Origin of the sequence: Saccharibacillus sacchari, from assembly GCF_037722395.1 — a bacterium.
Classification (GTDB): domain Bacteria; phylum Bacillota; class Bacilli; order Paenibacillales; family Paenibacillaceae; genus Saccharibacillus; species Saccharibacillus sacchari_A.
Genome location: NZ_JBBKAR010000043.1, coordinates 66,956 through 87,119, shown reverse-complemented (window position 1 = coordinate 87,119; position 20,164 = coordinate 66,956). Strand labels below are relative to the sequence as shown.

Annotated in this window: 16 protein-coding genes; 2 read left to right on the top strand and 14 right to left on the bottom strand. The window is 53.7% G+C overall.

Features of this window, described 5'->3' with window-relative positions; translation table 11 throughout:
• Positions 1-14 precede the first annotated feature (14 nt).
• The 3 genes from WKI47_RS16300 to WKI47_RS16290 are packed head-to-tail and all read right to left on the bottom strand — an operon-like array spanning position 15 to position 2,002.
• Complete coding sequence (locus WKI47_RS16300) at positions 15-374, bottom strand: hypothetical protein (RefSeq protein WP_340228223.1); 360 nt, start codon at positions 372-374, stop codon at positions 15-17.
• Between the two features lie 42 nt (positions 375-416).
• Complete coding sequence (locus WKI47_RS16295) at positions 417-758, bottom strand: YolD-like family protein (protein ID WP_340228222.1); 342 nt, start codon at positions 756-758, stop codon at positions 417-419.
• Positions 755-2,002 (bottom strand): DNA polymerase IV, encoded by a 1,248-nt coding sequence (locus WKI47_RS16290; protein WP_340228221.1) that lies wholly within the window; start codon positions 2,000-2,002, stop codon positions 755-757. Before WKI47_RS16290 ends, WKI47_RS16295 begins: the two co-directional genes overlap by 4 nt.
• A gap of 286 nt (positions 2,003-2,288) precedes the next feature.
• Here WKI47_RS16290 and WKI47_RS16285 point away from each other — a divergent pair, with 286 nt between their 5' ends.
• Entirely contained in the window at positions 2,289-3,089 is an 801-nt protein-coding gene (locus WKI47_RS16285; RefSeq protein WP_340228220.1) for an SDR family oxidoreductase, read from the top strand.
• 85 nt (positions 3,090-3,174) lie between these two features.
• Here WKI47_RS16285 and WKI47_RS16280 read toward each other — a convergent pair whose 3' ends face one another.
• The 11 genes from WKI47_RS16280 to WKI47_RS16230 all read right to left on the bottom strand — a co-directional run bounded on the left by WKI47_RS16280 (position 3,175) and on the right by WKI47_RS16230 (position 19,233).
• Complete coding sequence (locus WKI47_RS16280) at positions 3,175-4,404, bottom strand: glycoside hydrolase family 88 protein (RefSeq protein WP_340228219.1); 1,230 nt, start codon at positions 4,402-4,404, stop codon at positions 3,175-3,177.
• The gene (locus tag WKI47_RS16275) at positions 4,397-7,723 is read right to left on the bottom strand and encodes an alpha-mannosidase (protein WP_340228218.1); all 3,327 of its coding nucleotides are present in this window, start codon (positions 7,721-7,723) and stop codon (positions 4,397-4,399) included. The genes WKI47_RS16280 and WKI47_RS16275 overlap by 8 nt, the downstream gene beginning before the upstream one ends.
• Positions 7,724-7,742: 19 nt before the next feature.
• Entirely contained in the window at positions 7,743-10,037 is a 2,295-nt protein-coding gene (locus WKI47_RS16270) for a heparinase II/III domain-containing protein (protein ID WP_340228217.1), read from the bottom strand.
• Between the two features lie 83 nt (positions 10,038-10,120).
• Positions 10,121-11,734 (bottom strand): extracellular solute-binding protein, encoded by a 1,614-nt coding sequence (locus WKI47_RS16265; RefSeq protein WP_340228216.1) that lies wholly within the window; start codon positions 11,732-11,734, stop codon positions 10,121-10,123.
• Positions 11,735-11,772: 38 nt separating this feature from the next.
• Positions 11,773-12,648 (bottom strand): carbohydrate ABC transporter permease, encoded by an 876-nt coding sequence (locus WKI47_RS16260; protein WP_340228215.1) that lies wholly within the window; start codon positions 12,646-12,648, stop codon positions 11,773-11,775.
• 34 nt (positions 12,649-12,682) lie between these two features.
• Positions 12,683-13,651, bottom strand: a complete 969-nt coding sequence (locus WKI47_RS16255) for an ABC transporter permease (RefSeq protein WP_340228214.1) — start codon at positions 13,649-13,651, stop codon at positions 12,683-12,685.
• A gap of 436 nt (positions 13,652-14,087) precedes the next feature.
• Positions 14,088-14,864, bottom strand: coding sequence for an RNA ligase family protein (locus tag WKI47_RS16250; protein ID WP_340228213.1), 777 nt, complete (start codon positions 14,862-14,864; stop codon positions 14,088-14,090).
• Between the two features lie 14 nt (positions 14,865-14,878).
• A complete protein-coding gene (locus WKI47_RS16245) occupies positions 14,879-15,460 on the bottom strand; it encodes a TetR/AcrR family transcriptional regulator (RefSeq protein WP_340228212.1) in 582 nt (193 codons plus the stop codon).
• A gap of 5 nt (positions 15,461-15,465) precedes the next feature.
• Positions 15,466-16,200 carry an MBL fold metallo-hydrolase gene (locus WKI47_RS16240; protein ID WP_340228211.1) on the bottom strand — a complete coding sequence of 245 codons (735 nt, stop codon included), beginning with the start codon at positions 16,198-16,200 and terminating at the stop codon, positions 15,466-15,468.
• A 153-nt stretch (positions 16,201-16,353) separates the two neighbouring features.
• Positions 16,354-16,665 carry a YtxH domain-containing protein gene (locus WKI47_RS16235; protein ID WP_340228210.1) on the bottom strand — a complete coding sequence of 104 codons (312 nt, stop codon included), beginning with the start codon at positions 16,663-16,665 and terminating at the stop codon, positions 16,354-16,356.
• A 108-nt stretch (positions 16,666-16,773) separates the two neighbouring features.
• The gene (locus WKI47_RS16230; RefSeq protein WP_340228209.1) at positions 16,774-19,233 is read right to left on the bottom strand and encodes an AraC family transcriptional regulator; all 2,460 of its coding nucleotides are present in this window, start codon (positions 19,231-19,233) and stop codon (positions 16,774-16,776) included.
• A gap of 193 nt (positions 19,234-19,426) precedes the next feature.
• Here WKI47_RS16230 and WKI47_RS16225 point away from each other — a divergent pair, with 193 nt between their 5' ends.
• Positions 19,427-20,140 (top strand): cytochrome c biogenesis CcdA family protein, encoded by a 714-nt coding sequence (locus WKI47_RS16225; protein WP_340228208.1) that lies wholly within the window; start codon positions 19,427-19,429, stop codon positions 20,138-20,140.
• Positions 20,141-20,164: the final 24 nt, after the last annotated feature.

Here is a 20,164-nt window from a genome sequence, read left to right as displayed (position 1 = left end):
TTTGATACCCTCCATTATAGCGACGTTATCGCGGCAAGACGAGCTTCGATCATTTCCTCTACATCGCACTTGACCCGACTCCACATCAACGCCATCCGATCATGGTGCCCCCGGCAAATATATTCCGCATATAGCTTATCTTCGAGGCGGGTCTGTTTGAGAATCTTGATATTGCGCGAACGCAGCGTCTGACGCAGATCCCGCATCTCGTAACGCGCTTCTTCGCGCATGTGGTCAAGTTGCCTAAGCAGAACGACACGCGTACGCAATGAGGATTTGTCGATCAGCTTCATATCCGCATCCAGCACCCGAATGACGTAAGGAAGTTCCAGCATCGACCGAACCAGGGTAAAATCTTCTTCTGTCGCTCTCATCGTCATGACTCCTTTTGGGATCGGAACTTCGAAGCTTGCGGGTCACTCCTCTGTCGATTCCGCGCCTGTAATGTCCGAATACGCGATTCGCCGCATGCCGGACCCGCTTTGCAAACGAAGCGTTCCCCGCATCGGGCTTGCATCGATCACGATGCCTTCCACCCATTCATCGGAAGAATCCCCATGCACCCGAAACCGAACGGATAACCGGAGCGCGAGCGACCGTTTGATCGCCTCGGCAATATGGTCGTGTTCATCCTGATGCAAAATAATACGCGGCTTCTTATCCCGTTCCGCCGAAGCCCGGATGATCCGCTCCCGGTATTCCGGCAAAATCATGCGGCTCGATTCCCAAATTCCGTTGCCTTCGAGTTTTTTGGTCATTTGTAGTGTCCTCCGATCTTGCCTGCCCGGTCTTGCGCCTGACTCGCTTTGGTCAAAGAGTATCCCCGTACGATCGCCGTCTCGCCGAAACGGTCTTTGATTCCGTCCATGGCCCGGTCCAAAAGTCTTTGACGTTCGCGGTCTTCGAACAGAGACGGTTGGTAGATCTCCGAAGAGACAAGGCCGCCCAATGACAGATGAATGCGCTTGACCGGCGTGCCGTCCCAACCCTCACGGAACAACCGCAACGCTTCGCGATACAATTCCGCCGTAATATCGCTGGGATCGGGCAATCTGCCGCGCCGGTGAAACCCTTCGCTTCTTCGATACCCGCCTTCGCCGCCCGCTCCCACGGATAACGAATCGCCCATTCGTTTCATTCGTCTGGCCCTGCGGCCGATTTCGGTGCATAGTTCGAGCAGAACCGTCCCGACCTCATCGGATTTATGATATAACCGGGGCAGCGTGATCGTGGTGCCGATCTGCTTTTGTTCGCGTTTCGCCCACGGCGAGACCGGCGAATCATCCATGCCGTTTGCGACTCTCCATAACACTTCCCCGTTGACTCCCCACCGTTTTTTCAGCTTCGAGAGCGGGGTTTGCGCCAGTTCTCCGATCGACAGGACGCGAAGAGCAAGCAAATGCTTTTCCATCCGCGAGCCGACACCCCACATGTGCCGGATCGGCTCGGGCCAAATCAACGTTTCCCAGTCTTTTTTATTATGTATACGAACGATGCCTTGCTCCGTTCGCTTGGCAACCAGATCGCAAGCCAGCTTGGCCTGCACTTTGTTCGATCCGATGCCGAATCTTGCCCGTACTCCGGTCTCGATCGCGATCCTTGACTGAACAAGCCTCGCCAATCGTTCCGGACTTCCGCCGTGCAGATGCAGCGAGCCCGTCACGTCCATAAACATCTCGTCGATCGAATAAGGCTCCACAAGATCCGTATACGCTTCAAGAATCCCTGCGATCAACGTGGAAATTTCGATATATTCGCCCATCCGGGGACGAATCGCGACCAGATCAGGGCACTTGGCTAGCGCCGAACTCAATCTTTCTCCCGTTTTGATTCCGTGCCTTTTGGCAACATTACAAGCCGCCAATACTGCACTTGAAGGAACGGAAGGCTCTCCGACCACCGCAACAGGACGATCCCTGTAGGCCTTGGTTCTGGATTTTTCCACTCCGGCATAAAAACTTTCCATATCGACCAGCATGACGGTTCGACTTGTCATCGGCATGGCGTTTTCCCTCCCGATAAAGTCAAAATAAACAAACCGGCTACACGGGGACAAACCGTTTCTTACTTTCATATTATACACCGAACATCAGTTCTGTAAACTTGTTTTTTGCGCCTTTCTCAGGAAGTCCGAATCCGCGGCTCCGAACAAGCGGTGGGTCATGCGTTAAGATCAAATGACCCTTCCGGGCGAACGATTTGATTACCGCGGCGTATTCTCGGGTAAATCCACAAAAGCATGATGGATAAGAACTTTTGGATCACATACATCTTGGGAGGGCGACAACATGGCTATTTTTTCGAATAAAAAAACGATCTTGATTACGGGTGCCGGCAGCGGGCTGGGCAAAGGAACAGCGATCGGATTGGCACGTGCGGGTCACCGCGTGATCGCGACCGTGGAGACCATCTCGCAGGTGCCGGAATTCCGCGAATACGCAAAGTCGGAAGGCTTGGATATCGAAGTATTCAAACTGGACGTCAATAATCCGCTGGACCGGGCGCAAATCGAAGAACATGATTTTGATATCTTTGTCAACAATGCCGCGATCGGCCACACAGGTCCTTTTGCCGAAATTCCTGTAGACAACGTGCGCCAGGTATTCGAAACGAATTTCTTCAGCTCTATCGAACTGGCCCAAATCGCGGCTCGTAAATTCGTTGCCAAAAAGAAAGGGAAGATCGTGTTCACCAGCTCGATCGCCGGCCTTAGCGTCAATCCGTTCCTCGGCCCTTACTGCGCGTCCAAACATGCACTCGAAGCGCTGGCGCAAGCTTTGCAGCAGGAATTGGAACCTTACGGCGTACAGGTCGCGACGATCAATCCGGGACCGTTCAAAACCGGCTTCAACGATATGATGTTCGAAGAAAAAGAAAAATGGTACGACGAAAAAACGAATTTCACCAAGCGCTCGGACCTGCTCAAAGGCGAGCAGATGCTGGCCCAGCAATTCGACCCGCAGGACATGATCGACAAGATGGTCGAAATCATTCCGCAGGATAAGCACCATTTCCGCACCGTATGGCCGGAAGCGTCGGAGCAGCAGGTCAAAGAGTATCAGGCGAAGCTGTGGGAGCAGGAGATCTAATCGCGCCCCAAGTTAAAAAAGACTGTTCCCGAAGCCGTTTTTCGGCTTGGGAACAGTCTTTTCAACTTTCGGGCGTCTTCGCTCTTTATTTATCCCATAAACTCGGCTTCAACACCCGCACCAACGCTTCAAAATAATAATAGTCCCCCCAGATCGTACACTCATCTATCCCTATGCCGCGAGGCTTATTGTAGACGCTATGCTTCAGCACCCCGTTCGATCCCGGCAGATTGCGGGTGGTATAGCCTGCGTCCAACGCGGTCAGGATCGCCAGCGCCTGCCGCTTTGCTTGTTGCCGTTGCTCACCGGACGGAAGATGCCTCGCCAGTTCCAATAGACCGCAAACCGCCACGGCAGAAGCAGACGAATCTCTTTCCTGCGCAGTTCCTGTCAAAAACACAAGATCCCAATATACAACACCGTCAGGCGGCGTACGCTCGGCGAAATATTCGGCCAATGTCTTCGACAACTCCATCAGATCCGTTTCCTGCGTATACAAATAACTGAGCATGAAGCCGTAGATCCCCCATGCCTGTCCGCGCGCCCAGCACGAATCGTCCGCATATCCCTGATGGGTCGTGCCGTACTTCGGTTCTCCCGTCTCGGCATCCATATAATAGGTATGGTACGTCGTCCGATCCGGCCGCACCAGAAAACGCGCCGACTGCCGCACATGGCTGCGAGCCTGATCCGCATAGCGCGGATCGCCTGTTTCTTCGCTAGCCCAATAAAGCAGCGGCAGATTCATCAGACAGTCGATAATCATGCGGCCCCGCTCCTCGGGGTCATTCAGATTGCCCCAAGCCTGTACAATCCCGGCCTCCGGAAGATAGCGTGAAGACAGCAGCTCCGCCGCGACGAGTCCCGCTTCCCGGGCTTTCGGATTGCCGGTGATCCGATATTCGTTGACTGCGGACAGACTGTATAAAAAGCCCAAATCATGCGTATCCGTGCCGATGCGGTTGTCCAGGCGCGCCCGATAATCCGGAAGCTGGCTTTCGGCCGCCTGACGGTATTTCTCGTTGCCCGTCAACTCGTAAGCCAACCACAGCATCCCGCTCCAAAAGCCTGACGTCCACTCGAAATTGGCGATTGCCGCATATACGCCGCCTACGCTGGAAGGAGCCGGGTAAGCACATGGACCGAACGTTTCAAGACCGGCATCGATTCGTTTCAGCACAAAAGCGGCGGCATGTTCGAAGATCGCGGTTCGATGACGCTCCAGTTCCACAAAAGATTTTTCTACGTCCGTAACTTGCTCCTCTTCTGGCTGAACCGGATACCCCGCCGCTTCTTCGCCGTTCTTTTTAGACATCCGCTCGGCCTCCTTTTTTTCCAGTCGTTTCCCCGGTCTCCCTGGCAGTTGCGGCTCCTGCTACAACTCCGACAAAGCTCAGCCGGAACGTCTTGATTTCGTACGGCTTAAGTATAAACTGCCAAGCTCCGGACTGCTCTTCGCCGATCGGACGCTCCAGCAAATCCGTCTCCTGCCAACGCGATACTCCAACGAAGGACGACATCTGCGCTTCCCCGCTCCTCCCTTCGCATTCATGCAGACGCACAATCCATCCTTTTCCGTCCTCCGCTACTTTAAAAGCATCGAAGCCCACTCGCATATCCGATCCGTTCAGTCCGGTAGCGCGCAGTAGCGAGCGACCATGCAGACCGCAACTCCCTTCCCACGCTATAGGCGGACTATTTAAGCTCCAGGCTTGCCGAATGGTGCTTCCTTCCGCCCAATCTCCCGCATGCGGGAACAGCGAGTACGTAAATACATGCTCACCCAAATCCGCTTCCGGGTCCGGATATTCCGCCGACTTGATCAAGCTCAGCCGCAGCGTATGGTCTTTGATATCATAGCCGTACTTGCAATCGTTGAGCAGACTGACGCCGTATCCTCGTTCCGACAGATCCGCCCATTGATGGCCCACCGTCTCGAACCGGGCATAATCCCAGCTCGTATTCCAATGGGTCGGACGCTTGACGTTGCCGAACTGGATATCATACGTGGCTTCGGTCGCTCGAATTGCCACGGGAAACGCCACCTTAAGCAATTGTCTGCGCTCCTGCCAATCCACCGCCGTACAAAAATCGATGCGGCGACTTCCCGTATACAAACGCACTTCCTGAGTAATCACCGAATCGCCATACGCCCATTCCAGCTCAACCGAAGCACGCAGCGGGCCGTTTTCTTTTAGACGCATGAATCGAAGAGTGTCCACAGTCCGCATTTTGTCCCGGTAAAACAGATCGATATTCCAAGCATCGAATTGCAGCGGTTTATCCTCGAATACTTGAAACGCGTTGCCGCACTCGCCGGATGCCAACACCTCGCGTCGATGCTCACGGTCATAAAGACGGCGCAGCCGCCCTTGCTTATCCCACTCCACAATGTAAAACGGCGTCTCCAAACGATCTTCTGTCCACGCAAATCCAGGCTCCGAAGCAATGGCATAGCCTGATGCTGACGGATAGACCGGATCAAATACCAGCTCGCTAAAGCCCAACGAATCCACTTCCCCCGGATCGACCAACCAGCCCTTTTCCGTCCGTTGAAAAGCAAGCTGCCGCCCATCTGCCGTACGCCAGCTACAACCGGCCACTTCGATAATTCCGCGCTTTTCTTGTTCGTGCAATTGTTCAGGCGCATCCCAACCCATGATCTCGACAGGTTCTGAACTGCTCCAGGAAGAATCATTGAATACGGTATACCTTCGGGACTGCCGCGATTCCGGTTCGTCTCTTTCCGCCCGCGTTTCTGTAGAGATCAGCGCTTGAATCGACGCCCGATCGGCTGACAGGATTAGCGCATTCGCTTCTTCGTACTCCAAGCGTGCATCCTCATAGACCTCTCCAATCGAAGAACCGGGAATAATATCGTGAAACTGATTGCGCAGCGCGATTTTCCAGGCTTGATCAAGCCGCTGCTGCCCCGCTAGCGCATCGTGATCGCCTAGCAGCGCCGCAGCGACATTCCATATTTCCGAGCGCCGAAGCTTCAGTTCCAGACGCCGGTTCGCTTTTTTGATCCATGCCTGACTGGTATAGGTTCCCCGATGGTTTTCCAGATACAATTCCCCGTCCCACGTATGCACGTAACCTTCCGTTTCGTTCGCCGTACGTTCCAATCGCTCGAAATAGCCGTCCGCTCTGCCCGTCACCGTTCGCGGCAGTCCCGGCATATGCTCCAATCTGCGCCGCATTTCCAGCATGTCCCGATTGACCCCGCCGCCTCCGTCCCCGTATCCGTAACAGAGCAGCAGCTCGCGGTTCATCTCCCGGTCTTGATACTGCTCCCAGATTCCTTGTACCGTTTTCGGCACGATATATCCGTTATACGTATAGTAAGTCTCTTCCGGAAACTCGATCTCGGGCGTCGTGATAAAATGGGTCAATACCTCCGAACCGTCGATCCCCCGCCAAACGAAGGTGTCATGCGGCATCCGGTTATACTGGCTCCAACTGATCTTGGTCGTCATAAAAGAAGTGATGCCCGATTTGCGCAAAATCTGAGGCAGCGCCCAACTGTATCCGAATACGTCAGGCAGCCATAAATAACGATTCTCTACCCCGAATTCGTCCCGGAAAAAGCGCGTACCGTGCAAGATTTGCCGTACCAACGATTCGCCGGAGCTTAGGTTGCAGTCCGCTTCCAGCCACATGGCTCCCCCGGCTTCCCAGCGTCCTTCGGCAATCTTTTTTCCAATCTGTTCATATAGCTCGGGGTAGTCCTGCTTCACGTATTCGTACAACTGCGGCTGGGTCTGAAGAAAAACGTAATCCGGATAATGCTTCATCAGCTCCAGCACGGTGGAAAACGATCGGGCCGCTTTTTCCCGCGTATGCCGCAGCCGCCACAGCCAGGCCACATCGATATGGGTATGTCCGATGCAAGTTACGGTAACCGGATTGGCCGATTGCGTATAGTCCGCACGCAGTTCATCCAAACGATGTTCAAGTTCGGCAAGCGCTGTTTCGACCGAGGCGTAAAAAGTATCCGCGCCCGGCCTCGACCAGTCCAGTAGACGAAACGAGCGATCCAATGCCTGCAACAGATCGCCTTTTTCCGCCCGGGTATCCGCCAAGACATCCACCGTCTCCAGCATCGCGCGTCCCGTATAATAGAGATCGTCCGACGCCGTATGCAGCAAAGCAATCTCTGCCTGCCCCAGCACATGCTCCTGCGGCGTCTTCGGCCCTCCGCCTTCCAGACCCGACCAGAGCCGAAAATGCAGCTTGGTTTCCGTACCGGCCAGATCGTCGAGAAACACTTCGCGGTGATTGGAATCGACGCCTTGGCGCGGCTCGCCGTTCACGAACAGCAGCGATTCGAATCCCCGGCTGTTCCCGTGCGGCGTCGTACCGAAGTCGAACCGGCCGACAAGGCGAAAGCCGAGCGGCGCTTGGGGAAGCATCGTCGATAGACGCAGCCACAAATAGCGGTCCCGTCCTTCCCAACGCTGTCCTAGCGGCACGACGGCCCACTCGGAGTTGTCTGCCTCTGGAGGAAATGCGGCAATGGCTCTATCGGGGTCAGGCAATAGTTCCAGTTCTTCGAAGATCAACAACCTTCGATAGCGCAGCGATTCCAATTCGGCCAGGCGTGCTTTCAGTTTTTCTTCGGTTTTGAACATGAAAGGTCCCTCCGTTCGGTTATAGAATGGTGGCTGAAAATCGCGAATGCCCGGCCTGCATTTTCCGTTTCCACATGCCGGAATCCGCATCGTATCGCAGTCCCGATTCGAATTCCTGATTGGGTGCTTGATCGAGCGCAAAATAACACCAAGCCTCGGCGGACAGCGACGTTGCCGCCTGTAGTCCTTTCCGATAATCCAACACGGCACTGCCTTTGAGCAAACAACTGAATAGGCAGCGACCGTCTTGCTTAATGTAACTTCCGTTATGCAGAGCGACCCGAGTCAGCGAACCTTTTGAATCGTAGAACAAAATCGCGAGAAACGCATCCGTCTCCAAAGCACCGAACACGGTATGCGAATTATCGTGCATCACCCGGCCGTCCGCCCGAAGGTTCACGAAGATTTCGATATGTCCGCCTTCCGCGCGCTTGATCGAAATCGCTTGCACATCGGCTTTTTTACCGGTATCGGAATTTTGTGAACGTTCGACCTTCCAGTCCTTCCCTTCGGAATTCGGCAATAAAAACACGCTCACGAACTTGATTCTTCCATCCTCCGATGCTGAACGAATTTTGGCATACTTGGCTTCGGGAAACGTATCTTCCAACCCCGACTCCCGGTAAAAAGAAGTGAGATATCCTTGTTCCGACCTATACTCTTTTTGCTCGGGATAGGGATGCAGGACTCTCAACTTGATCTCTGCCTGTTCCAAAAACAAAAACGGTTCCGCCGCTCCTTCTTTGATCTTCATTCCGGCAGGCATATGCAGCAACCATTCGAACGTTCCGTTCTTTTCGGCTTGCAGATCGTCCACGAGAATCATGGCTCCTTCCACGCAGATAAAATGCCGATAGAACCGCCGGTACAAGCCCGAATACGGACCTGTACAATCCGCCAACAGATATTCATAACCGGGCATATGGAGCCAATCGGGTATCGAGCCGGGGAACTTAGTTCCTTCTTCGATCAGTGCCGGAGGTTGGCCATGACCGTTGAACAGCACTACGTTATGCGCGGCAGACTGGCGATAATACGCGTTATACAGCGGCTTGGAATACGCACAATGTCCCGAATCGTCAACGAAAGGATGTCCTCCGATCGTCAGAATGAACGTGCCTACATCCAGATGGTTATGATTCCAGCTTTCCCCGGTCTTTACCGCCAACACAATCTGCTCCCCGCCGCTCCGCCAACGCACGAAGCCGTAACCGGAGTGTTCCAGCACGACGATTCCTTCTTTTTCAGCCGATACGGGAGCTTGCGCAGGCAGATTCTCCGGGTAAAAAGCAAACTCCGGCGCCTCGGACGGATCTCCTTTGACCGCTGCGAACAAGCCGATCAACTCTCTGCGCTGCTGCAATTCCGCGACCCGCAGCCAGACATAAGCGTGCTTTTTCCGATCTCCTTCATCTCCGAAATGAAAGGTTCCGATCTGACCGTCCTTTTTGCCATAAATCGTCTCCAAATACACATCCGGAATTTTGTTCAGCACGTCCAATTCGCCGAGCGCAGTGTCTCCTGTTCGTTTGCGATAAGCGGCTTCGAACACCAAGAAGTTGCCCAGCGCATAATCCAGGTAACCCATCGTTTCGACATAATCGCCGTCCGCTCCAAAATTCGCCTGTTTGTTCTGGAGCACATTGCCCGGATAGGCAAACCAGGCGCGAATGCTTTCCGTGATCGTATGCAGCGCTTCGTCCGCATGCGGCATATGGCCTTCCAACACCAGCAACAGCAGGCCCGCTGCGGACACGCATACGATCCACCAATTATGCCCCATCGTATCCAGCGCATGAATCTTCTTCGCCGGATGCAGCCAGTCTTCATAAAGAGGCAAATACGCTTTGCGGTACAGCATCTCCTCGATCCGGCGGCGCTCTTCCTCATGGCACGCGTTCCGCACCGCATCATACGCCGCAGCCAAATAAAGCCCAATATCCGCTGTCCATAGATCCGATTGCCGCCCGCCGCCGCTCTGATACACCCAACGTTCTTCTTCGCCTAACAAAAAAATCAGTGCCTTGACCGCTTCTTCCGCTTTCCGGCTATCCGTCATGCGCGCGTAAAACGCCAGATTCTGCGCTTCTTTCGCCAGCGTACGCACTTCATTGCCCAACGTAAAAAGCTTGCTCCCGCCGTGAGTCAACCAGCGTTCGCGCAGCGCAGCGATTCGCTGCTTCGCATCCCGCACCCAAGCGTCATCCCGGGCTTCCATCTTTTCCGCGAAAACAGTCCAGCCCCGCCCCATCGCAGGCTCGGATTCAACCAAGCGCCGGATTCGGGCCAACGTTTCTTGGTCATAGATCAGCATGGTCTTCCTCCCGCAAGCGGCCTCGGAGCGAGAATCCGCCCGAAGCCGTTTTTTTCATTCTATGATTCCTGCGTGATTACTTCTTACTCGAACTTCATCGTGTACAGTTCCTTCATGAAGATCCAAGAGTCTTTGTTGTCTTGATACCACTGCTTATACCAGTCTTCGAGCGCTTGGCCGCCGGACGCGTACCATGATTTTTTCACGTCTTCCACGCCCTGATCGACCGTATACGCGTCTCCGCTAACGATTGATTTGGCCATCGTGTCGTTCATCGTGTTCCAACCGTCGTTGAACGTCGTCGTCATCGCCTTATCGAGCGACGGACGGAACTTGGCGTGCGTGAAGCCGGGATGCGGATGTTCCGGGTCGAGGTACAGCTTGTCCATCTGCTCGGCGATCGCGATCCATTCCCGGTCGATCGGATCTGTAGAGTCCGCCGGACGTCCGCCGATCGTATTCGTGTCGAGGATATACTTGGGCATGAACATGCGGTAATCGTTGGTGTAACCCATCTGCGTCTCGTTGGTCGCTTCGTCGATCGGTTTGAACGTTCCGTCGCTTTCCTTCGTGTAGTTCTCGCCTTCGATGCCATACGCGAATGTCTCCACCGTCGAAGGCGTCACCATGAAGTCGATATACTGCATAACCGCTTCCGGATCTTTGGCGTTGGCGTTCACGGCCCCTGTCATCTGAAGCGCCGGGTTAAAGTCGGGACCGAAGCGGCCGAACTGCGTTTCCGGGAACGCCATCGCGGTCACTTTGGCGTTCGGATCGGTGCTTTTCAGCGTATCGAAGTTTTTGCTGATGACCGTGCTGTACGCCAGATAGATGCCCAATTTGCCGCTGGCGAAATCCTGTTCGGCTTTTTGGCCGTTTTTGTCCGACAGGAAGTCTTTGTCCACGATGCCGCCTTCGAACAATTTCTTTTTAAAATCATATGCGGGCTTGATCCGGTCGAACTGGCGCACCAGCTGATCGTTTTCCACAATGAACATCTCGTTCTGGAACATGGCGTCGATATAATAGGTGGCGAATTGGCTCAAGTTGATGCCGTACGTGTCTTTTACGCCGTTGCCGTCGGGATCTTGGTTCGCGAACGCGTCCGCCACCGCATACAGTTCGTCGATCGTTTGCGGCACTTCAAGGCCAAGCTTGTCGAGCCAATCCTGACGGATGACCATCGCGCCGAGCACTTCCGGTTTGGTGACCATGCCGATCAGGTACAGTTTGCCGTCCGGCTTGGTGCCGAGCGTTCGGAGTGCCGGAACCTTTTCCAGCAGCGCCTTGTATTCGGTACTGTTATTCGCGATCAGATCGTCCAGCGGAAGAAGCTGCTTTTGCGCCCAGAGCGAGTTCAGAAAGTCGGTATCGTATTCCAACACCAGATCGGGCGCGTCGCCGGAAGCGAACAACATGCTGTATTTTTGCTGCGACTCGTTGCGGGGAATCGGGATGAATTTGGCGTTGACCGGGCCGTTCCCGTTGATCCATCTCGTCCAGCGGTTGTCGGCGTACGTGCCTTCTTCTTTGGGAATTTGGCCGCGATCGTAGATCGAGACGCTGACTTCTTTTTTCCCACCTTCCCCCTCTGCGTTCTGCTTGTTGTTCGTTCCGCAGCCGCCAAGTACCATCGACAAAGCCATAACCGCCGCGAATCCGCCTGCCGCTTTTTTGCCCCAGCTTTTTTTGCCCATACTCTTACCCCTCTCTGTTTGTAAGCAACATGGCCGTCTCAACCTTTGACCGAACCGATCAGCATGCCTTTAACGAAGTATTTTTGCAAAAACGGATACACGAGCAGCATAGGCAAAATCATGACGATGATCCCGGCGGAACGAATAGATTCAGGTGCAAGCTTGCGGAACGCGTCCGGGTCCAGCATCGCAAGTTCCGACATGAGCGACTGGCTCTGAATCATATTTTGCACGAGCACCGATAAGTTGAAGCGCTCGGGGTCGTTGATATAGATCAGGACGTTGAAGAAGGAATTCCAGTGCGCCACGCCGTAAAAAAGAGCAATCGTCGCGATAACCGGTATCGACAGCGGAAGCACAATCTGCAAAATGATGCGCCATTCCCCGCTGCCGTCGATGCGCGCCGCGTCTTCCAGCTCCTCGGGAATATTTTCGAAAAAAGACCGCAGCACGAGCAGATTGTACACGCTGACCAGTCCCGGTAACCATAACGCGCCGTAATTGCCGACCAGTCCGAGCGATTTCGCCAACAGATAGTTCGGGATTAGCCCCGCCGTGAACAGCATCGTGAACACGATCGCCAGCGTCAGAAAACGTCTCGCGTAGAAATGTTTGCGTGATAGCGGATAAGCCGCCAAAATGGTGAACGCCATATTCAGCCCCGTGCCGACGAGCGTGATGACCACACTGTTTCGAAAAGCGCCCACGATATTGGTGTCTTCGATCAGCTTGCTATACGCCGTCCAGGTGAAATCCTGCGGCCATAAGCTGACTTTGCCGAGCGTGATTGCTTCGTTGCCGCTGAGCGACAGCGCCAGAATATGGACGATCGGCAACAGACAACTTAAAGCGGCCAGGACCAGAATGAAGTAATTGACGCCGTAAAACACTTTTTCTCCGCTTGTGGACTTCACCGGGCTTCTCCTCCTTTTATCACGCAGCCGCCGTTTACCATAATCCGCGTCCCGAACGTCTGGCGATGCCATTGACGACCAGCACCAGTGTCAGCCCGATCAGCGATTCGAACAATCCCATCGCCGTCGCGTAACTGAATTGTCCCGAGCCGAGACCGACTTTGAAGTTCCAGGTGCTGATGACCTCCGCCACGTTGACGACGACCGGGTTTTGCAGCACGTACACCTGATCGAATCCGACGTCCATCACGTTCCCGATATTCAAAATAAACATGAGGATAATCGTCGGCATCAGGCCGGGCAGCGTAATATGAAGGATTTGCTTCCATTTACCCGCACCGTCCATCCCTGCCGCCTCGTATAGGCTCGGGTCGATCGAAGTCAGCGCGGCCAGGTAGATGATCGCCGACCACCCTGCCGTTTTCCAGATGCCCGAAGCAACGAAGATCGTGATCCACGAACTTTCTTTGAACAAAAATGGATACGTGCTGCCGGTCAGACGCTCCAGCATAGTGTTGACGAAGCCCGTTTCGATCGAGAACAACATCAACACCAGACCGCCGACGATGACCCAGTTGAGAAAATGCGGAAGATACAGCAGCGTCTGCGCCCAACGTTTGAACCAGGAGCGCCGGACTTCGTTGAGCAGAATCGCCAGGATAACGGGAAACGGAAAGCCGACGAACACGGTCAAAGCGCTCAGCACCAGCGTGTTGCGGATAATGCCGAGCGTGTCGGGATTTTGGAACAGATATTTATAATTCTCGAAGCCGACCCACGGACTGCCGAGAATGCCGTCCGCGAAATTGTAGTCTTTGAAAGCGATTACGAAACCGAACATGGGCACGTATTTGAACAAGATAAAAAAGATCGCGATCGGCAGGAACATAATCAGGAGCGGCTTGTTCATATTCCATCTTCTGCGTTTGCCGAGAGCGCTGTTCGTTCGCAACCGCTCGGCCTTCTCGCTGTTCTTTTTCGCTTGGATGTCCAGACTGCCCATGGCTTCACCTCCGGGTGGATATCGAATAGCGGGTAAAAAGAAGCGCTTTCCCCGTTGAAGGAATAGGGATGGGGTCCGGATCGAAGTGTAAGGAGAGCGCTCCCTTTTTGGTGCACCGTTAATGTACCGAAAGCGGGAGTATTGGGCAACGGTCAGGTTTCGAGGAGGTAACGTTTTTTGCGATAAAGGCTGTTGGGGTGAGAAAAGATTGAGGAAATCAGGTGGGGTAAAAGGTTCACGTTTTTTGACGGGGTTTCGGAATTTGATTTGTTTGTGGAAGCTTAGACGCTGCGGGAAAGTTCGTTCAAAACGCTGTCTCGCCCGGAAATTTGAATTGGATTTGAACAAGGAATATTTCCGGGCTCAAAGGCGTTTTGAACTGAACTTTCCCTCCGCTTTTTGCTTCTTATTTTTTTGATGATATGAAGTGCTTTGTTTATTTTCGGAACGTTCGTTCATAGTCTTCGAACCGAATCTTCCGAATCACTTTGCGATCCGCCGTTCTGACCACGATGCCTTCGGCCCGGCCTGCGGACTCGATGCCTACTTGCGTCGTCTCGAACTTTTTCAAAAAAGCAAATGTGTCTTCGAACGAGATCGCAAAATCGGAACCGGCGACCGTTGCCAACAAAGGCGCCGCCCGCATATTCAAACGTTCGAACAAAGATTGCTTTTCCTCGTCGGCGTAAAAAGGTTGGTGGCCGTGTTCGCGCCACTCCGCGATTTTTTCCGGCGGTAAGCCAAGAAGGCGTTCGAGTTCGTTTTGCTTCAACGTAAATATGTCGAATGCGCGATAGCTTTGCGTTTTGCGATCCGAATAATTTTTGGACGCTTTCGTTTTGCCGCCGTAGGATTCTTGATAGATCACCGCCAACGCCCAGTCTTCGGCCGCAAAGTCGCTGACGAGCAGTTGTTCGGCCAGCGGTTTTAGAAAGTCCGCGATATTGCCGTAAGGATTGCCGATCCGGTCGCCTTTGGCATAGAGCAGTTCTTCTCTCGATCCGATCAGATAGTCGATCTCGCCATCAGGCGCGCGCAGCAAGATGATTCTGGAGTTTTCTCCGTCGACTTTTTCGTAGATATAAGCGCTGGCGAATTCGTTAAAACCGACGGCATCGGTGAGCGTGTCGTTCAGACGACCGCGTTCGCCGAGTTGGTGGTACGTTTGAATGCTGGGGTATTTGGTGAGGGAGTTGATTCTTTTGAGGTCCATCAGTATGACTCCTTCTATTGATTTTTAGCCAAATAACGCTTATGAAGACCCATCAAAAACGTATCTACCATATGCGTAAAACTTTCATCCAGATCAATCGGTATGCCGAACCCTCCCCGCTGTTCCAACGAAGCAAAGCCGTGCAAAAGACTACGCAAAGTCCGGGCGATATGAATCTCATCAGCTGATCCGACTTGATAAGCCTTCAATACCTGAGTGACCAGATCGACAATTTCTTGACTTACTTTTTGCAACTCATCGTCAAGATCGGTTGGAGCCAGAATAGTGATTTCATACAATCCGGGACGGGTGCGTACGAAATTCAGATAAGATTTAGCCATCTCGCGAATCGCTTCATCACGCGAACGACCGACAGTCGAGCGCATCAAAGCATCGCGAAGCTGTTCCAGACCGGATACGGCGAGTCGTCTGCGAATATCGGGCAATCCTTCCGAATGGTTGTACAGGGAAGGAGAACGGATCCCCAACTTTTGAGCCAGCGAAGACATCGTTAACGCATCGACTCCGTCCGTATCCACGATTGTGGCGGCGGCCTGTAAAATATGGGGTAAAGTCACGCGGTTTCTCGGTACCATTGCGGTTACTCCTTCGTTGGATGCGGCGTGCTCAATGCGGGATGGATCTCCCACTCATCGATCGCTTGCGTCATTTTTTTCAATGGATGTTGGAGCATTCGCCCGTGGCCGACCGCAAGCACAGACGGCTGAAGATCGCGTAACTTTTTGGCACTTTCCAAAGCGGTCGGTTTATGCCAGGTCGCCATCGCGGGAAAAGGAAACCAAGGCTTCAAATGACCGGATACGGCGATTCCGCCGCGCGTCTGAAATGCGTCGCCGGCAATCAGAATACGGTTTCGGGTATCGAGAAAAGCCATAGAGCCTGGCGTATGTCCCGGCGCGTCCAAAGCAAGCAAAGATTCAATACGGTCTTGATCCCGAAGCAACACGTCGGCTTTGGTTGCGACCGTCTTGGGGATTCCGCCTTTGATAGGTACGTTCGGCTCTGTGGGAAGCAACGATGCGTCGCCGCCCAACAAAGCAGCGTCTCTATAGGATATGTACACGACAACATCGGGCACTTCCTTTTTGAGGGCATCCAGCGACCCTACATGATCCTCGTGTGCATGAGTCAATACGATGCGGCGGATCGGTTTGCCGATTTTTCTCGCCGCATTCAAAATCCCTTTCAAGCTGAACGGCATGCCTGCATCGATCAAGGTCAATCCGTCTTGTTCTTCTACAAAATAACAGTTTACCGGAAAAACCCGAGGAAGAAAAGAGAGTTGGTAAACGGTCTGATGGTTGGTCACGCGCATCGTTTTAGCCTCCGTATCGATTAAGTAAAATAAATAAAGTGAAAAGATAAAACTAACTATACACAATAATAAACTAATATTATTAGTTTGTATATATAAAAACGGTCCGCGATGCTTTTCACGCATCTTAACGGACCGTTATTATATATAGATTTAGCTTCTGAACCCCTGAACTTCCTGCTTAATCTCCGAAGCCGAAGAAATCGCTTCTTCTTTGAACTCCTTCACCACGTCCACCGATTCCGCAATCAGGCCTTTGATCTCCTGGCCTTTTGCTTGCAGTTCGCCGCTTTGTTCCTTCAGGCGCTGCCCTTGATCCTTCAGTAGGTCCACCGTGTTCATGAACTTATCGCGCAGCGTAGCGCCTTCCTGTGCGGCAACGAGTACGGCGAGGCCGGCTCCGATCAGGGCTCCAGCTACCGCGCCGACGATGATTGCGTTATTTTCCGAGTTAGAATTTGCCATTGTGTGTTGCTCCTCTCAGCTTTTCGAATAGGCTTGCTGCATCGCTTCTCTTTTAGCTATTACCCACTCCGAGAACGTTTGCAGACGCTTGAGAGATACATTTTCGGATTATTCCGCTTCGGGCCCTGCTTTGCTCCGCGTTCGATAGTCGCCCGGCGTCGTCGACGCAACCTTTTTGAAAGCCCGACTGAACGACATATAATTCGCGTAGCCGACACGCAGCGCAAGTTCCTGAATCGGCTCCGTCGTTTCCCTCAGCAGCTTTTTGGCCGCCTCGATCCGCACGCTTGCCAGGTAATCGACGAAATTCTCCCCGAAAGCATCTTTAAATAACCGACTCAAATAACTGGAACTCAACCCGAAACGATCTGCGATCAAAGACAATGACAGATTCGGATCGCTAAAGTTCGCGTCGATAAATGCCCTGACCTCCTGAAGCGTCACGTGGCTGCTTCGGCTCTCGCGCAGCAGTCGCAGCCGAACCGCATATTCATCCAGCAGGCTGCGTACCTCCGACTCCAGTTCATCCAGGGTGTCAAAATGCTCCAGCACGGCACTCAGCTTCGGAGCCGCCTCGCTGCGCCACAATTGTTTGGCCTCGCCGGGCAGCTCCATCATCTCGCGCAAAAGCTGATACGCCAACACGTTCATCAAGCCGGACAAATCATCTTTGGGCAATAATGCTGTTCGCAGCTCGTCAAGCAGCTCTTCCAGCCGTTCCTTCCACTCCGGTTGCCCAAGCCTGTAAGCCTGAGCCAACTCGCGAATCGTGCGTAGCACCCCGTACAGTTCGGCCGCCGCGCCCTTGCTCAAGTCTCTCCGGGCAATGACCCGCGCTCCGCCGAGCGAAGATTTGTATCCTATCGCTTCATCCGCTTCGCGAAAACCTTTGGCAATATCCTCCGGGCGCTTCAGCTCGTCTCCAAGCGCTATCGTTACGGTACATTTCAAATGAGCAGCAATCCACATGCCCAACTCCTGAGAAATCCCCGACGCCTCCGATACCGTATCCGATTCCGCCATATCTCTGTCCGCAAAACGCAGCAGCAGTCCCAAGCGCCCTCCCGGCAGCCATTCCGCCCAAAGTCTTGCCCCGCGCCCCTCAGCCAATTCTTCTGCCGCATTCGCAAGCGCATAACGAAGCAGGTCGCGACTGCGCTCCGAGTAAGCCCGATTAAATTCGTCCGGCCGGTCGATTTCGAGCAGTCCGACCACGGCAACGCCAAAACCCGAAGTCGCAGAATGTCCGGCACGTTCATTTTCGATGTCTGTACGTCTTACGGCTTCTTCTGTTACTGGGGCTTCACTCGCTCCCAAGCCACGCTGTATCTCCAAACGCAGCGTCTCCGTCTCCCATTCCTCCGAACCGACCACGCGCGAACCGTCCAACAGCTCCCGGAAAAACTCCCGTCTGCGGTACACGATATCTTCCCTTTGCCGCTGCCGATCCGCTTCGGCGCGGGCAATCATGGCGCTCAGCGTCGATTCGATCCGGGCAAACTCATCCGTATGCTGTCCCCGTCGCCCTTTTCGCTCCAAACGTTCTGCTCCACCTTCCGCAAAACCCTTTTCACCGATCTGAGCCGCTTCCGTCAATGCAGCCGCAGCTTGAGCCGTTCCCGGCGGTAACGCTTCCAGACGCTCCAATAGCTGCATCACCGGTTCATAGTTTCGCCTGGAGACGAACACGGCCCAAGCGACACCCGCCAGAACGATCAACGCCGCGCCTCCGATCCACACATACCAAATCCCTGTCAAAATCTGCGATAACGAATCTCCGATTACCCCGCTGCGAATCTCCCATCCCGTATACGCCGACGATACCGCAGACAGCTCCATATTCGAATCGACTTCCGAGCGCGACGCGTCATGTTGCAATTGCTCCGCATCCGCCGAAGGCAAATCCGCCTCGGTTCCGAGCATCATTACACCATCCGCCGTATATAAATGAATAAAGCTGGTCTCTTCCCCGATCATCTCGCGCAGCAGCTCCCGTACCGAATCCAGCGAGACGTTCACGACCATCAAACCCCGTTCTCCCGTTAGCAGCGGAATCCCTTTCACCAGCGTAACCACCGTCCGAGGCTGTTCTCCGAATGCGACAATCTCTCGCGGTTCGGACCAACGTACCGGAACCGACTCGCCGATCACACTTTCCAAAAAGGCGCGATCCGAGAAACTGTCCAGTCGGCCGAACGACAGATTGCTGAGTACCGCTTCATCCGATAGCCGATACACATAGATCGAGTCGATAAGCGGATTGGTGAGCTTCAGTCGTGCCAGACGCCGCGAAGCTTCATCGGCAGCCAGATACGGGTTTTCCGAAGCAGAGAAAAAGGAAGAAAATTCGCCCGACGTAATCTCCCGATTCATCATTTCTCCGATCGAGCGAAACGAATAATCGAGCGATTGCACCGCCTGACGCGAAAAGACTTCGTTGGCACGGGCAGTTTCACGCTTCGACAACTCCGCCGATCCGATAAAAAAGAGGATCATAAGGATCGCTGGCACGATAATCAGAATAGGCAGGTACGAGAACGTCAATCGGTTAAACCAGCTTCTGGACACGCGCACACCTCCCAATCTCCTTATAAAGTTACATATTTTATCATTCGGCGCAACGCTTTTCGTGCTTCCGATAAAAAAGTCCTCACCAAACTCATCCAAACCCCATTATTTTGCGTACAATAGATGTAGACAACCTTTCAAATTTGAACAGAATGTTTCCGTTCTGTATTCCACTACCGGAGGTGACGCTTCTTTGCCTGCTGAATCCTTATATATCGGAAGCGTGCTGGCCGCGGGAGTCTTATCCTTTTTCTCTCCCTGCATCTTCCCGATGCTGCCCGTTTATTTTGCTTTTCTCGGCGGATCGGAAGCGGGTCGCACGGACACCGCCGCCGCTTCGGGTTTCCGAGTCAATCCCAAACTGATCGGCCGTACGCTGCTGTTTATCCTCGGACTGTCCACCGTTTTCCTGCTGCTCGGCTTCGGCGCGGGCGCGCTCGGCGGCGTGATTAACAGTTCCTGGTTCATGATCGCATGCGGCGCGGCCGTCGTCCTGTTCGGCATTCATCAGACCGGCGTGCTCAATCTGATGTTCCTGCAAAAAGAAAAACGTCTCACCTACGATGCCAATAAGCAAAAAGGATGGCTCGGCGCGTTTCTGCTTGGTCTGACGTTCAGCTTCGGCTGGACGCCCTGCATCGGTCCCGTGCTGGCCGCCGTGCTCGGCGTGGCCGCAGGCGGCGGATCGGCGGGTTACGGCGTGTGGATGATGTTCATTTACACCGTCGGCATGGCCGTTCCTTTCCTGATCCTCGCCGTATTTTCCAATTTGCTGCTGCGCCGTCTGAAGAACCTGTACAAACATATGGGCAAGATCAAAGTCTTTTCCGGCCTGATCCTGATCGCGATGGGCATTCTGCTGATGACCAACAATCTCGCCGTTCTGACGGCAGCGTTCCAATTTTAATTTTTGAACTTTAAGGAGATGACC

Coding starts and splice junctions, on each gene's coding strand:
- WKI47_RS16295 (WP_340228222.1), bottom strand. CDS start 758: ATGACCAAAAAACTCGAAGGCAACGGAATTTGGGAATCGAGCCGCATG.
- WKI47_RS16235 (WP_340228210.1), bottom strand. CDS start 16,665: ATGGCAAATTCTAACTCGGAAAATAACGCAATCATCGTCGGCGCGGTA.
- WKI47_RS16275 (WP_340228218.1), bottom strand. CDS start 7,723: ATGTTCAAAACCGAAGAAAAACTGAAAGCACGCCTGGCCGAATTGGAA.
- WKI47_RS16250 (WP_340228213.1), bottom strand. CDS start 14,864: ATGGACCTCAAAAGAATCAACTCCCTCACCAAATACCCCAGCATTCAA.
- WKI47_RS16290 (WP_340228221.1), bottom strand. CDS start 2,002: ATGCCGATGACAAGTCGAACCGTCATGCTGGTCGATATGGAAAGTTTT.
- WKI47_RS16240 (WP_340228211.1), bottom strand. CDS start 16,200: ATGCGCGTGACCAACCATCAGACCGTTTACCAACTCTCTTTTCTTCCT.
- WKI47_RS16265 (WP_340228216.1), bottom strand. CDS start 11,734: ATGGGCAAAAAAAGCTGGGGCAAAAAAGCGGCAGGCGGATTCGCGGCG.
- WKI47_RS16255 (WP_340228214.1), bottom strand. CDS start 13,651: ATGGGCAGTCTGGACATCCAAGCGAAAAAGAACAGCGAGAAGGCCGAG.
- WKI47_RS16300 (WP_340228223.1), bottom strand. CDS start 374: ATGAGAGCGACAGAAGAAGATTTTACCCTGGTTCGGTCGATGCTGGAA.
- WKI47_RS16270 (WP_340228217.1), bottom strand. CDS start 10,037: ATGCTGATCTATGACCAAGAAACGTTGGCCCGAATCCGGCGCTTGGTT.
- WKI47_RS16280 (WP_340228219.1), bottom strand. CDS start 4,404: ATGTCTAAAAAGAACGGCGAAGAAGCGGCGGGGTATCCGGTTCAGCCA.
- WKI47_RS16285 (WP_340228220.1), top strand. CDS start 2,289: ATGGCTATTTTTTCGAATAAAAAAACGATCTTGATTACGGGTGCCGGC.
- WKI47_RS16245 (WP_340228212.1), bottom strand. CDS start 15,460: ATGGTACCGAGAAACCGCGTGACTTTACCCCATATTTTACAGGCCGCC.